General features: G+C 66.6%; 14 protein-coding genes. 6 read left to right on the top strand and 8 right to left on the bottom strand.

Annotated elements, in window-relative coordinates:
* Positions 1 to 3: 3 nt before the first annotated feature.
* Entirely contained in the window at positions 4 to 1209 is a 1206-nt protein-coding gene (hutI, locus tag QRM89_RS04475; RefSeq protein ID WP_285447380.1) for an imidazolonepropionase, read from the bottom strand.
* Positions 1210 to 1269: 60 nt separating this feature from the next.
* Here hutI and QRM89_RS04470 point away from each other — a divergent pair, with 60 nt between their 5' ends.
* Complete coding sequence (locus QRM89_RS04470; RefSeq protein WP_228425039.1) at positions 1270 to 2640, top strand: formimidoylglutamate deiminase; 1371 nt, start codon at positions 1270 to 1272, stop codon at positions 2638 to 2640.
* 52 nt (positions 2641 to 2692) lie between these two features.
* Positions 2693 to 3430, top strand: a complete 738-nt coding sequence (hutC, locus tag QRM89_RS04465) for a histidine utilization repressor (RefSeq protein WP_285447379.1) — start codon at positions 2693 to 2695, stop codon at positions 3428 to 3430.
* A 178-nt stretch (positions 3431 to 3608) separates the two neighbouring features.
* On the opposite strand, the gene QRM89_RS04460 is transcribed toward hutC, so the two are convergent.
* From QRM89_RS04460 to QRM89_RS04450, 3 genes are all read right to left on the bottom strand, one after another.
* Positions 3609 to 4607: a restriction endonuclease gene (locus tag QRM89_RS04460; protein WP_285447378.1), complete on the bottom strand. Its 999-nt coding sequence runs from the start codon at positions 4605 to 4607 to the stop codon at positions 3609 to 3611.
* A gap of 241 nt (positions 4608 to 4848) precedes the next feature.
* Positions 4849 to 5409, bottom strand: coding sequence for a phasin family protein (locus QRM89_RS04455; RefSeq protein ID WP_012438652.1), 561 nt, complete (start codon positions 5407 to 5409; stop codon positions 4849 to 4851).
* A gap of 135 nt (positions 5410 to 5544) precedes the next feature.
* On the bottom strand, positions 5545 to 5820 hold the full coding sequence (locus QRM89_RS04450; RefSeq protein WP_014507417.1) for a polyhydroxyalkanoic acid system family protein: 276 nt from the start codon (positions 5818 to 5820) through the stop codon (positions 5545 to 5547).
* A gap of 111 nt (positions 5821 to 5931) precedes the next feature.
* Here QRM89_RS04450 and QRM89_RS04445 point away from each other — a divergent pair, with 111 nt between their 5' ends.
* Entirely contained in the window at positions 5932 to 6741 is an 810-nt protein-coding gene (locus tag QRM89_RS04445) for an FHA domain-containing protein (RefSeq protein ID WP_011036768.1), read from the top strand.
* Here QRM89_RS04445 and msrQ read toward each other — a convergent pair.
* Both msrQ and msrP read right to left on the bottom strand, forming a co-directional pair.
* Positions 6683 to 7339 carry a protein-methionine-sulfoxide reductase heme-binding subunit MsrQ gene (msrQ, locus tag QRM89_RS04440; protein WP_285447377.1) on the bottom strand — a complete coding sequence of 219 codons (657 nt, stop codon included), beginning with the start codon at positions 7337 to 7339 and terminating at the stop codon, positions 6683 to 6685. The two genes, QRM89_RS04445 and msrQ, sit on opposite strands and share 59 nt — an antisense overlap.
* Before the next feature lie 150 nt (positions 7340 to 7489).
* The gene (gene msrP / locus QRM89_RS04435) at positions 7490 to 8458 is read right to left on the bottom strand and encodes a protein-methionine-sulfoxide reductase catalytic subunit MsrP (protein WP_285447376.1); all 969 of its coding nucleotides are present in this window, start codon (positions 8456 to 8458) and stop codon (positions 7490 to 7492) included.
* Positions 8459 to 8633: 175 nt separating this feature from the next.
* Here msrP and serC point away from each other — a divergent pair, with 175 nt between their 5' ends.
* The 3 genes from serC to aroA all read left to right on the top strand — a co-directional run bounded on the left by serC (position 8634) and on the right by aroA (position 12420).
* Positions 8634 to 9719: a phosphoserine transaminase gene (serC, locus tag QRM89_RS04430; RefSeq protein ID WP_285447375.1), complete on the top strand. Its 1086-nt coding sequence runs from the start codon at positions 8634 to 8636 to the stop codon at positions 9717 to 9719.
* A 66-nt stretch (positions 9720 to 9785) separates the two neighbouring features.
* The gene (gene pheA / locus QRM89_RS04425; protein ID WP_285447374.1) at positions 9786 to 10988 is read left to right on the top strand and encodes a prephenate dehydratase; all 1203 of its coding nucleotides are present in this window, start codon (positions 9786 to 9788) and stop codon (positions 10986 to 10988) included.
* Between the two features lie 115 nt (positions 10989 to 11103).
* Positions 11104 to 12420, top strand: a complete 1317-nt coding sequence (gene aroA, locus QRM89_RS04420) for a 3-phosphoshikimate 1-carboxyvinyltransferase (protein WP_285447373.1) — start codon at positions 11104 to 11106, stop codon at positions 12418 to 12420.
* On the opposite strand, the gene QRM89_RS04415 is transcribed toward aroA, so the two are convergent.
* Together QRM89_RS04415 and QRM89_RS04410 are read right to left on the bottom strand one after the other, a co-directional pair.
* Positions 12404 to 12967, bottom strand: coding sequence for an energy transducer TonB (locus QRM89_RS04415; protein ID WP_285447372.1), 564 nt, complete (start codon positions 12965 to 12967; stop codon positions 12404 to 12406). The genes aroA and QRM89_RS04415 overlap by 17 nt on opposite strands.
* Positions 12968 to 13080: 113 nt before the next feature.
* The gene (locus tag QRM89_RS04410; protein WP_285447371.1) at positions 13081 to 13737 is read right to left on the bottom strand and encodes an energy transducer TonB; all 657 of its coding nucleotides are present in this window, start codon (positions 13735 to 13737) and stop codon (positions 13081 to 13083) included.
* Positions 13738 to 13780 lie beyond the last annotated feature (43 nt).

Genomic DNA, 13780 nt, shown 5'->3' with positions numbered 1-13780 from the left:
GGGTCAGCAAGGATGCCCGCGCCAAACGCGGGTGTGGAGAGGGTTGAAGCCCATGCGGTAGACCAGATCGGCCGGCGCGTCGATGTCCCAGATCGCCAGATCGCACTGCATCCCGGCGCGCAACCGGCCCAGCCGGTCGCTACGTCCGAGCGCACGTGCCGCTTCACGGGTGAAGCCGGCGATGCATTCGTCTACCGTCATGCGGAACAAGGTGGCGGCCATGTTCATCGCCAGCAGCGGGCTGGTCAGCGGCGAGGTGCCGGGGTTGCAGTCGGTGGCCAGGGCCAGCGGTACACCGGCCGCACGTAGGGCAGGAATGGGCGGCAACTGGGTGTCGCGGGTGAAGTAGAACGCGCCCGGCAACAGCACTGCGACGGTGCCGGCGTGCGCCATCGCATCAATGCCGGCCTGGTCCAGATATTCGATGTGGTCGGCCGACAAGGCACCGTAGCGCGCGGCCAACGCGGCGCCGTGTTGGTTGCTCAATTGCTCGGCGTGGATCTTGATCTGCAGCCCGTGCGCCTGCGCGGCGAGGAATACCTGTTCGGCCTGCGCCGGCGAAAACGCCAGGTGCTCGCAGAACACGTCCACCGCTTCGGCCAGGCCCTGCGCCGCCACCGCCGGGATCATCTCCTGGCACACCGCATCGATATAGGTTTGCGCCTGCGCGCCGGGCGGCACCGCATGCGCGCCCAGGAAGGTGGGCACCACCTCCACCTGCCGCAGCGTGGCGAGCTGGCGCGCGACGCGCAGCTGCTTGATTTCGTCTTCCAGCGTGAGGCCGTAGCCGGATTTGATCTCCAGCGTGGTCACGCCTTCGGCGAGCAGCGCGTCCAGGCGCGGCAGGCTGGCGGCGAGCAAAGCGGCATCATCGGCGGCACGCGTCGCGCGCACGGTCGCCACAATGCCGCCGCCGGCCGCGGCGATCTGCGCATAGCTGGCGCCGCGCAGGCGTTGTTCGAATTCATTGGCGCGATTGCCCGCGTACACCAGATGGGTGTGGCAATCGATCAGGCCGGGGCTGATCCAGCGCCGCTGGCAATCGTGGATTTGGGTGGCCTGTAGCGGCGGCGCATCGGCCGCCGGCCCGGCGTACACGATGGTGCCGTCCTGGCAGGCGACCACACCATCGTCCACGCTGCCCAGGCCGCCGTCGCCAGCGTCCAGCGTCATCAACCGCGCGTTGTGCCAAAGGACATCGCAATGCATGGCGCAGGCCTGTGTGGTCTGATATGTATATACAATAGAGTCGGCAACCGAGGGTGTCCAGTGGCAGACCAAACAGTGCAAGCGTTGTGGGCGGCCCGGGCGTTGTTGCCCGATGGCTGGGCCAGCGACGTGCGGATCACCCTGGCGCACGGGCGCATCGCCGCTGTGCAGACGGAGGCCGCACCCGCCACCACCGATACCCGTGCCGAGGTACTGCTGCCCGGGCTGGGCAACCTGCATAGCCATGCCTTCCAGCGCGGCATGGCCGGGCTGACCGAAGTGGGCGGGCGCAGCGGCGACAGTTTCTGGAGCTGGCGCGAGCTGATGTATCGCTTCGTCGACCGCCTGGACCCGGACAGCCTGCAGGCCATTTCCGAGCAGGCGTATGTGGAAATGCTGGAAGCCGGCTTCACCCGCGTGGGCGAATTCCACTATCTGCACCACAGCGTCAGCGGCGCGCCGTACGCGCAGCCCGCCGAAATGGCCGAGCGCATTGTTGCGGCGGCCGCGGGCACCGGCATCGGCCTGACCCTGTTGCCGGTGTTCTACGCGCACTCGGATTTCGGTGGGGTGCCACCGAACCCTGCGCAGCGGCGGCTGATCCACGATATCGACGGCTTTGCCCGGCTGTTGTCGGACTGCGCGCGCAGCCTGGCCGCACTGCCGGACGCGGTGCTCGGGCTGGCGCCGCACAGCCTGCGCGCGGTAACGCCCACGCAGCTCGCCGCGCTGGTGCCGCTGGTGGATGGCCCCATCCACATCCATATCGCCGAACAACAGCGCGAGGTGGAGGCCTGCCTGGCCTGGTCGGGGCAGCGCCCGGTGCAGTGGCTGTACGCCAATGCGCCAGTGGATGCGCGCTGGTGCCTGGTGCACGCCACGCATGTGGAGGCGGGTGAGCTCGACGCAATCATCAGCAGTGGCGCGGTGGTCGGCCTGTGCCCGATCACCGAGGCCAATCTCGGCGACGGCCTGTTCCCGATGCAGGCATTCGCCAGCCGCGGTGGGCGCTTCGGTGTGGGCTCGGATTCGAATGTCTTGATCGATGCGGCCGAAGAACTGCGGCTGCTCGAATACGGCCAGCGCCTGCACCTGCGCGCGCGCAATGTGCTGGCGCCCGCCGACACCTCCAGTGGTCGCTGGTTGTACAGCAGCGCACTGGCCGGCGCGGCGCAGGCGCTGGGGAGTGGGCAGCCCGGGATCTGCGTCGGTGCATCGGCCGACCTGCTGGAACTGGACCCCACCCATCCGGCGCTGCTGGCACGCACAGACGATGCGTTGCTCGACAGCTGGCTGTTTGCCGCACGCGCTGGCGCGGTGCGGCATGTCTGGCGTGCCGGGCAGTGGGTGGTGCGCGATGGCCGCCATGTGGCGCGCGTACGTGTCGCCGCACGCTTTGCCGCCGTCATGCAAACGCTGTTGCACGGGTGATCGGCGCGATCTGCGAAGCGGGCACAATGCAGGTCTCACCGGAGACCCTGTCGTGACCACCGCCACCACCGCCGCACCCGGAACCTTGCATCAGCGGATCCGGCAGGACCTGGAGCAACGCATCCACAGTGGCGACTGGCCGCCCGGGCACCGCGTGCCGCCCGAGCATGAATTGATGGCGCAGTACGGTTGCTCGCGCATGACCGTCAACAAGGTGCTCGGCCTGCTGGCCGACGCCGGCATGATCGAGCGCCGCCGCCGCACTGGTTCGTTCGTCGCACGGCCGCATCCGCATCTGGAGCAGGTGGCGCTGTCGATCCCGGACATCGAAGTGGAGATGACCACGCGCGGCCATGTCTACCAGTTTCAGCTGCTGTCGCGGCGCGTGCGCGCAGTGCGGCAACGCGTGCCGCAGGAGCGTGCGCTGGGCAGCCGCGGCAAGTTGCTGGCACTGGAAAGCGTGCATTTGGCCGATGGCAGTCCGTTCGCCTTGGAGCAACGGGTCATCGACATCACCACCGTGCCCGAGGCGCTGGCGCAGCCATTCGACACCATCGCGCCCGGTAGCTGGCTATTGCGCAACGTGCCCTGGACCCGTGCCGAGCACCGCATCAGCGCGATCAGTGCCGATCCTGCCCAGGCCAGATGCCTGCAGGTTGCCGATGGCGCGGCCTGTTTGGTCATCGACCGGCACACTTGGCGCGGCGACCAGCCGGTCACCTATGTGCGGCAGCTATTTCTGGGCGGGTCTTACGATCTGATTGCACGCTTCGCGCCGGGCATGCGCTGAGCGATTCCGTACTGCGCACGTCGAGCTTGCGCGCGCATGCGGCCGGTGGCGGCAGGGTGCGTACTGGGTAAATGGACGGGTTGGATGAAGCGACGGGCAAGGCGAGCGGTGGGCAAGGTGGTCGCGGCTGGCGGGTGTCGCGCAGAACGCACCGCCCGCACGCATCATTCCGCGCGACTCAAATCGTCGTGCATTGCCGCCAGCGCACCGGCTCGGCAACGCCGGCGCGCGGATTGAGCTGCACCCGCACCGTGCGCAGGTAGGGGTAACGCTCCAGTTCGCGGCAAATCAGCGGCCAGGCGGTCGCATCGTCCACGGTGCGGTCCACCGCCAGCGTCAACTGCGTCAGCCAGATTCCGCGCACCAGTCCCGGCGTCTGCGCCAATGCCTTGGAGACTTCGCGCTGGTAGCCCTGCAACGTGGCGAGGTCTGGCTCGTCGCCGGCGGCGACCGGTGTTGCCGCTGGAGTCGACGTCGCTGGTTGTGCGGCCGATGCCGGAGCCGGCGCAACAGCCGGTGGAGCAGCCGATGTCGCACTTGGTGCGGGAGTCAGTGCTGCAGCGCGTGGTAGTGGCTGCGCGGGCGGCACCTCGGTCGGCTGCAGGGCCACTGCCATCACCACCCCCAGCGTTGCCGCCGCTGCGCCGGCAATCACGGTGTGGCGGATCGCCCGGCGCCTGGCCGCGCCGACCACGCCGGTTTCGATATCGCCGGGCAGGTAGGGCTTGAGCAGCGGCCACAGCCGCGCGCCATTCAGCACCTCGATGGACTGCTTGTCGGCCGCGGCCATGCCTTCACGCTCCATCCGGCCTTCGGTGACCATCACCCCGCCATTGGCGCCGGCCAGGCGGGCCATCGCGCCGAGTTCGTTCACCGCAGCCACGCCGATGCGATACCCGCGGCCATGTTTGCAGGCCACCAGGCGGGTGCCGTGCTCGGTCTGCATCATGAAATCGGCGGTGGGCAGGCCGTCTTGCGGCAACTGGGTGGGCTGCCAGCCGCGCTGGTCCTGCAGCACCCGCAGCACCACGGCGGAAAAGTCGCGCCAATGCATCGCGGCCAGCGCGCGTACGCCTTCGGTCAGTTCGTTGGCGCGTCGGCGCACCAACCAGAGATAGCCACTCACCGCCAACCAGAGCAGGAGTGCAGCCACAAGCGCCAACATCCAATGGGACATGAGTATCTAGCGAAGCAATGGCGCGTCTAACGAAGCAGTGCGCTTAGAAGAATCCTTCGCGGCAGATTCGTCAATGGATCGCGGTCGGTGAATGCACGAGCCGTGACCCAGGCAGCGAAAGACCCGCCAGTCCGAAGCCGTGAGGGGAGGGGAGCAAACGGACTTCGTGTTGCAGGACTGGCGGGTCGTCCCGATTGTCTAAAAAACCATGCTGCTTTGCAACAATCCAGTTACGCAGGGTTTATTCGCCGTCAAAGGCCGCAGTGTGCGTAGCTGCGGGACCACTGCCCGGCGTTGCGGTGCCAGACGCGTTTTCGCTACTCGCGGCCTGTGCGGCCTGGTTGGCGGTGCGGTTGGCCCGCTTGGTCGCAGCCGTGTTCGCGCGCACCTGTGCCTTGAGCGACTCCACCTCGCGACGCAGGTTTTCCAGCTCGTCCTGCTCGGGGATGTTGAGGGTGCGCAATACGCCCTTGACGCGTTCGTCGAAGGCCTTGCCCAGCCGGTCCCAGCCACGCACCGCGGTATCGCGCGCCTGCTCGAACTGGGTTTCTACTTCCTCGCGCAATTCGTCTGCGCTGGCCGCTGCCTTGCGCTGGCCGCTGCGTTCGTACGCGGCGCCTTCGCGTACCAGCGAGTCGAACAGTTTGCTGCCTTCGCTCTGCACACGACCCAGGGCGCCGAGCCCGGCCAGCCAGACGGTCTGCGCCGATTCGCCGAGCCGGCGCGACACCTGTTCGGCCTGCGCCTGGAACCCATGGGCCGCGTTGCCGCGGTTGCCGTTCTGATCGTATCCGGTCGTCATGCGATGCTCCTGTCGGTTGCGGACTGACGTTGCCTCACCCTAGTGCCGGTCCTGCATCGGCCAGGTGAAGCATCCATCAAGCATCCGCCTGCAGGCTATGGCGCAGGTGACTTGCGGCTGAAGCCAGGAGCTGGATCAGGCCAGCTTTTCAGCCAGCAGGCGGCGGATCTCGGACTCGACCATCGGCTGCATGGCCGACAACAAAAAGCCCAGCTCAGCGGTGACATGCACCTGCTGCGGCAGCAGATTGATCGCCCCGTCCACGCCCGCCCGCGCGATGCGCAAGGTGTCGCCTTCCCAGTGCGAAGCGATGCCGTAACGATCGGTCAGCTTGCGTGCCGCCTCCTCGATCGCCGCACGGGCCTGCGCCGGCGTTCTGGAATGGTCGTGGCGGATATCGATACTGGACATGGGTTCCTGAAGTCATGCGATGGAGCGCGCATTGTGCGCATGTGCGGGGCGCGCTCCAAGTGCGGCGGCATGCGCTATGGGGCTGCGGGCAAACCTGCTAGGCTGCGGCGGGTGCGCGATCTGCAAGTTCATTTCACCCACCGGCAGCAGCCGGATCATCCTCTCCAGCCCGGCGTCCACCGGATCGTACGCCATGCCTCCGGCAGCGTGCGGATCGTCGACGATGCCCAGGGCGCGTTGCTGTTGGCGCAGTTCTGCCTGGATCAGCGCGGTCTTTGGCTGCAGGTGGCCAACGGCATTCGCGGCATCCACGTCAACGGCCGGCCGGTGCGGCGTATGGCGCTGTTGCGTGCCGGCGACGCGTTGTATGCCGATGGCGTGGAGATGCTGTTGCGCAGTGCGCCGTCCAGCGCGCCGGCCAACGACATCCAGGACGACGATGCCGGCCTGAGCGAAGTCTGCCTGCTGCTGCGCGGGTTGGGCGGCCGCCATCATGGGCGCAGTTTCACGCTGGACCGTTCGCGTTTGGTCGGCAGCGACCCGGCGGCGGACATCGTCATCGACGATCCGGCCTTCGCCGCTCAGCATGCCCGCCTTGAACGGCATGGCGACCGGGTGCTGATTCGCGACCTCGGCTCGGAAGAGGGCAGCTGGATCAACGGCGTGCAGGTGCGCGATGGCTGGCTGCAAGCCGGTGATCAGGTCGTGTTCGACGCGCGCCACCGTTTCGTGGTGGAAGTGCCCAAGATCCAGCACGACGCCACCTGGCATGTGCCCGAGAGCGACCCGCAACCGTTGCCGCGCGTAAGCGAAGCCCCGACCCGGGCGCCGGTAAAGGTGGCCCGCTGGCCGTGGCTGCTGCTCAGCGCGGTGTTGCTGGCGGCGGCGCTGAGCGCCTTGTTGTGGTTCGGCGCGCGCTGAGCCGTTTCCACACGCGCCACCCCAGCAGCAGCGCCAGGATGCCGGCATACAGCGCCGGCTCGCGGATATCGGATTTGACCAGCCACCAGAAGTGCAGCACGGCCAGCAACCCGATCGGGTAGATCAGCATGTGCAGCCGGCCCCAGTTGCGCTTGAGTCGCCGCATCCAGCCCTGGGTCGAAGTAATCGCCAACGGCACCAGGAGCAGCCAGGCGGTGAAGCCAACCGTGATGTACGGGCGTTTGACGATCTCTTCGAAGATCTGCGTCCAGAACCCGCGCAGGTCCAGCCACAGGTACGCGGTGAGGTGCACGCTGGCATAGAAAAACGCATACAGGCCGAGCATGCGGCGGAAGCGGATCAGCACCGCCTGGCCGGTCAGCTGCCGCAGCGGCGTAATGGCCAGGGTGATCAGCAGAAGGCGCAGCGCCCACAGCCCGGTGCGATGTTCGATCTCGGCCACCGGGTCGGCACCCAGCGCGTCGCTGCCTTGCTGCCACACCTGCCAGAACTGCCAGCCCAGCAGCGCAATGGGCGCGAGCACGGCGGCATGCAGGGCGGCCTTGGCAGCGATCACGGAAACGGATGTCTTGGCCATGCGATCTCGAAGATGAAGCGATGCATCGCAGCCGCGATGCGTTGGTTGTCGTAGGAGCGCACTCGGGCGCGAGAGGCAGTCCCGGGAAAGCCATCGCGCCCGGGTGCGCCCCTACAGACAATGGTGGATGTCACGCTGGGCGTTGCGTCCCTAGAACCACTTTTTCAGATCCATCCCCGCGTATAACGAAGCGACCTGGTCGGCGTAGCCGTTGAAGGGCTTGGTCGCAATTCGCTCCGCAAACAACTTGCTGGCGGTGCCGGCAATGCGGCGCTCGGTCTTCTGGCTCCAGCGCGGATGATCCACGGCTGGATTGACGTTGGAAAAGAACCCGTACTCGGACGGCTGCAGGTCATGCCAGGCGGTTTCCGGCATCTTCTCGACGAAGCGGATCTCCACGATCGACTTGATGCTCTTGAAGCCGTACTTCCACGGCACCACCAGCCGTAGCGGCGCACCGTTCTGCTGCGGCAGCGGCTTGCCGTAGAGCCCGGTGGCGAGCAGCGTCAGCGGATGCATGGCCTCGTCGATGCGCAGGCCTTCGCGGTAGGGCCAGTTGATCGAGCGGTAGCGCACGCCGGGCATCTGCTGCGGGTCGGCCAGCGTGGTAAAGGCCACGTACTTGGCCTTGGAGGTGGGGGCAAAGCGCTTGAGCACTTCGCCCAGCGGCACGCCCGTCCACGGGATCACCATCGACCAGCCTTCAACGCAGCGCAGCCGGTAGATGCGTTCTTCGGCGCTGATGCCCTTGAGCAACTCATCCAGCGACAGGCTGCCGGGTTTTTCGCACTCGCCACTCACCTTCACCGACCACGGCGACAGCTTGAGTGTCTTGGCCGCCTTGGACGGGTCGGTCTTGTCGGTGCCGAACTCGTAGAAATTGTTGTAGCTGGTGACATCTTCCAGCCGGGTGAGTTCCTCGGCGGTGCGGAAGCCGCTGCGCGCTTGCGCGGGTGTCACCACAGTCTTCGGCGGAGGCGGCGGATCGGCCTCGGCGCACCCGGCCACGCTCAGCGCAGGCGTCAGCGCAAGTAATTGCAGCAAGCGCCGCCGGTCGCGATAAACGGCCTCATCGGTGATCTCGCTGGACGGCGTCTTCAAGGCATCGCGAAGTGACATGGCAGGCTCCAGGCAGTGGCTGCAAGGTGAGACTAACGGACCAGGACGAAAGTTCTGCTCCAGGTCTCCAGACTACGCGGCGCAGGGTCAAAAGGATGCAGGTGCAACCGTTTGTCGGCGCTGCCAACGCGGATGCGCTGCGGCATACTAAGAGGCTAGCTCGACAAGGTGTGCCATGACACGCGCGTTCAATTTCAGTGCCGGCCCTGCGACATTGCCGGAATCGGTCCTGCGGCAAGCGCAGGAAGAGATGGTCGAGTGGAACGGCGTGGGTGCCTCGATCGTGGAAATCAGCCATCGCAGCGCCGACTTCATGGCGGTGGCCGCCGCCGCCGAGGCGGACTTGCGCATGCTGTTGTCGATTCCCGACGACTACGCGGTGCTGTTCACCTCCGGTGGCGCGACCACCATCCAGGCGCTGTTGCCGCTGAATTTCGCCGCGCCCGGCCAGGCGGTCGATTACGTGGTCAGTGGTCACTGGGGCAAGACCGCGATCAAGCAGGCCACGCCGTATGTGGACGTGCGCGTGGCAGCCGATGGCCAGCCCGGCGGTTATGTCGACATTCCGCCGGTCGCGAGCTGGACGCTGTCACCGCACGCCGCGTACGTACACATCACTGCCAACGAAACCATTCACGGGGTCGAGTTCCGCGACACGCCGGACGTGGGCACCTTGCCGCTGTTCGCCGACTTCAGTTCGTCGATCGCCTCCGAGCCGCTGGACATCAAGCGCTACGGCCTGATCTATGCCGGGGCGCAGAAGAATCTGGGCCCGGTGGGTATTTCGGTGGTGATCGTGCGCCGCGAATTGCTCGAGCGTGCCGGCCAACCGCGTGCAGACATCTTCAATTACGCCTCGCACGTGGCGCGCGATTCGATGCTCAACACGCCGCCCACCTGGAACTGGTATCTGCTCGGTCTCACCGTCAAATGGATGCTTGAGCAGGGTGGGGTGGCCGCATTCGCGCAGCGCAATGCTGAAAAGGCCGCGTTGGTGTACGGCGCAATCGATGGCTCCGGTGGCTTCTATCGCAACCAGGTGATGCCGACGGTGCGTTCGCGCATGAACATCCCGTTTTTCCTGGGCAATGAGCAGCTCGATGCGTTGTTCGTCAGCGAATCCAAGGCGGCCGGCTTGCTCGCGCTGAAGGGGCACAAGGCCGTGGGCGGGATCCGCGCTTCGCTGTACAACGCCATGCCGGTGGCCGGTGCGCAGGCACTGGTGGCCTTCATGCACGATTTCCAGCAGCGCCACGGCTGAGTCCCCCACAACCGCGGCATTGCCGCGCTGGCGCAGTGCGCCGTTTTATTGAAGGAAAGCCCCCCGATGGCTCCCAAGCCCAAGAACACCAACACCGCTGGCGGCAACGCCAAGTCGGCTACCAAGGCCAGCAGCAAGAAAGCCGCCAAGTTAGCTGGCAAGGACAGCGCCAAGCCACTGGCAGCCGCTGCGCCGGTGCTGGCCGATGTGCGTGCCAAGATCGACGAGATCGACCGTGGCATCCAGGCGTTGATCGCCGAGCGCGCCAACTTCGCGCACCAGGTCGGCAAGGCCAAGGGCAAGCTGGCAGCGGCGGTGGATTACTACCGCCCCGAGCGCGAAGCGCAGGTGCTGCGCATGGTGGTGGACCGCAACGAGGGTCCACTCAGCGATGAAGTGCTGGTGCATGTGTTCCGCGAAATCATGTCTGCGTGCCTTGCGCAGCAGGAGCCGCTGAAGATCGGGTATCTCGGCCCGGAAGGTACCTTCAGCCAGCAGGCAGTGCTCAAGCATTTCGGCCGCTCGGCGGTGGGTCTGCCGATGGCAACCATCGAAGAAGTGTTCCAGGAAGTGGAAGCCGGCAATGCCGATTTCGGCGTAGTGCCGGTAGAAAATTCCGGCCAGGGCACGATCCAAGTCACCCTGGATATGTTCCTCACCTCCAACCTCAAGATCTGTGGCGAAGTCGAGTTGCGTGTGCACCAGTACCTGCTCTCGCGCAACGGACGCCTGGAAGACATCGAACGCATCTACGCGCATTCGCAGTCGTTTGCGCAGACCGCCGGCTGGCTGCGTTCGCACTTGCCCAAGGTGGAGAAGATTGCGGTCTCCAGCAATGCCGAAGGCGCGCGCCGTGCGCGTAATGCCGAGGATGCAGCGGCCATCGGTGGCGAAAGCGCCGCACACGTGTATGGCTTGAAAAAAGTCATCATGAAATCGATCGAGGACGATGACGACAACACCACGCGCTTTCTGGTGATCGGCCGGCAGATTTTTCCATCGTCCGGGCATGACCGGACCTCGGTGCTGGTGTTCATCCACGACAAGCCGGGCGCATTGTTCGACGTACTCAGCCCGTTCGCGCGGCATGGCATCAGCATGAACCGCATCGAATCGCGGCCGTCGCATCAAGCCAAGTGGGAATACGGCTTCTTTATCGACTTGGCCGGCCATGTGGAGGACGAGTCGATGAAACAGGCACTGGCCGAACTGGAAGCGCATTCGGCACAGATCAAGGTGCTTGGCTCGTATCCGGTCGCCATTCCCTGAGCAGCGCATCGGCTGCGGCGCCGCGTCGGCCCTGACGCGGCGCCTGTCTCTACACCGCCTTCCTTCCCAAATGCATTGCTGACCGCAGCGATGCCGTCGCAATCGGATCATTCGCATGAGCAACAGCACGCAACACTGGATCGCACAGCGCGGCACCGCGCTGCAGGGCAGCCTGACCATTCCCGGCGACAAGTCGGTTTCGCACCGCGCGGTGATGTTCGCCGCACTGGCGGATGGCACCTCGAAGATCGACGGCTTTCTGGAGGGCGAAGACACGCGCTCCACCGCGGCGATCTTTGCCCAGCTGGGCGTGCGCATTGAAACGCCGTCGGCGTCGCAGCGCATCGTGCATGGCGTTGGTGTGGACGGCCTGCAGCCGCCGCAGGGGCCGCTGGATTGTGGCAACGCCGGCACCGGCATGCGCTTGCTGGCCGGCGTGCTCGCGGCGCAGCGGTTCGATAGCGTACTGGTGGGCGATGCGTCGTTGTCCAAGCGGCCCATGCGCCGCGTCACCGGTCCGCTGGCGCAGATGGGCGCACGTATCGAAACCGAATCGGATGGCACGCCGCCGCTGCGGGTGCACGGCGGCCAGGCGCTGCAAGGCATTACGTTTGCCTCGCCGGTGGCTAGTGCACAGGTCAAATCGGCCGTGCTGCTGGCCGGGTTGTACGCAGCGGGTGAGACCTCGGTGAGCGAGCCGCATCCCACGCGCGACTACACCGAACGCATGCTCTCCGCATTCGGCGTGGAGATCGCGTTTTCTCCTGGTCAGGCGCGTCTGCGTGGCGGCCAGCGACTGCGCGCGACCGATATCGCGGTGCCGGCAGATTTTTCATCGGCGGCGTTCTTCATCGTAGCCTCCAGCATCATTCCCGGCTCGGACGTGACCTTGCGTGCGGTGGGGCTGAATCCGCGGCGCACGGGTCTTTTGGCCGCACTGCGGCTGATGGGCGCCGATATCGTGGAAGACAATCACGCCGAACATGGCGGTGAGCCGGTAGCGGACCTGCGCGTGCGCTACGCACCGCTGCAGGGCGCGCAGATTCCCGAAGCGCTGGTGCCGGACATGATCGATGAGTTCCCGGCGCTATTCGTCGCCGCAGCTGCAGCGCGTGGCGACACGGTCGTCAGTGGTGCAGCGGAATTGCGCGTCAAGGAATCCGATCGTCTCGCCGCGATGGCCACGGGCCTACGCGCGCTCGGCATTGTGGTGGATGAAACCCCGGACGGTGCCACCATTCACGGCGGCACGCTAGGCAGTGGCGTCATCGAGAGCCATGGCGATCACCGCATCGCAATGGCATTTGCCATCGCAGGCCAGCTGTCCACCGGGACGGTACAGGTCAACGACGTGGCCAACGTGGCGACCTCATTCCCGGGTTTCGACAGCTTGGCGCAGGGCGCCGGGTTCGGGCTCAGCGCGCGTCCGTGAATTCCACCGGCACCTGCACGCTGCTGACGACCGCATGGCCGTCACGCAGCGCAGGTTCGAAGCGCCACTGACGCAGCGTTTCCACTACAGCTTCGTCCAGGCGCGGATCCGGGCTGCCCTGGCGCTCCACGATGGTCACCGCGCTGACGCGGCCCTGCACGTCCAACTGCAGCCGCGCGATGCGGCTGCCGGCGCTGCCATCCTGCAGAGCCTGCGAGGGGTAACTGGGCATCGCGTTGCCGGGCAGCGGTTGCGGCTCCTGGCTGCTGATCGGCGGGCGCACCGGCAGATGCGGGATCATCATTGCCTCACGTGGCGCATCGGACGCGGGCAGGACCTGGCGCGCCATCGGCGCTGGAGCATCAGTTGCCAGCGATTCGTCGCTATGCCGCGCCCACCACCAACTGGGAATGACCACCAGCACGGCAAGCACGGTCGCCCACAACCAGGGCGAGGCACCGTCGCTGTCGTGATCACGCACGCGGCGGCCTGGGTCGCGCGGCAGCGGTGTGGCGTGGTGGGATGAAGACTGTGAGGTGAAGGACATGGCCAACCTCCGGGCGCATCTTTGGGATGACACCCACAGTCTGGTCGGCCTTGCCTGAGGCGCAGCTAAGGCGGCGCCTTCACATCCCGGTCGGCGACCGGGCGAGGTTCAGCTTACTGAGCGGGCTTGAACTCGAACGGGATATCGATACTGCCAGCCACCGGCTGGCCGCCGCGCTGGGCCGGGTGGAAGCGCCAGCGACGCACCGCCTCCATCGCGGCGCGGTCCAGATCCCGCGAGCCGCTGCGCTGCACCAGCGCCACGCCGCCTGGGTTGCCGGCGGCATCCACGTCAACCCGCACCACCACATCGCCCGCATCGCCACGGCGCAGCGCCGCTGCGGGATAGCGTGGCGGCGGCATCTGGCCCTGCATCGGCACGGGCCGATCACCGCCTGCAACGGGCGCGGCGCTGGTCGGGGCGCCAGGTGCACCGGGTACTGCGTCTTCGGGCAGCGGGGCCGGTGCGGGCGGCGCAGGCGGGGTGGTTTCCACCAAAGTGGGCGCGTCTTCGGGCGGCTTGGCCTGCGGCATCTCGATGGAGCCATCCTGCGCCGGTAACGGCGCCGGCAGCGGCTGGATGGTGTCGGCGGGTGCGCCAGCGGTTGGTTGTGCGGGCGAGGCTTTGTAGAAGTCGTCCTTGCGCCCGGTGGCCCAGACCAGCAGGAACAGCAGCAGGCCCGCGACGAACGCGATACCGGCAATTTTCAGGGCGTGGCGGGGCAGACGCAGAACGATGTGGCGATCGGACGCAGGGCGGGGCGCGGGCATAGGGCTCACCTGAAGGATCAGGCCGATTCTGGCATAGCATCGG

Origin of the sequence: Xanthomonas sp. LMC-A-07, from assembly GCF_030208825.1 — a bacterium.
Lineage (GTDB): Bacteria > Pseudomonadota > Gammaproteobacteria > Xanthomonadales > Xanthomonadaceae > Xanthomonas > Xanthomonas campestris.
The sequence above is the reverse complement of the archived record's forward strand: the minus strand, read 5'-3'. Positions and strand labels throughout refer to the sequence as shown.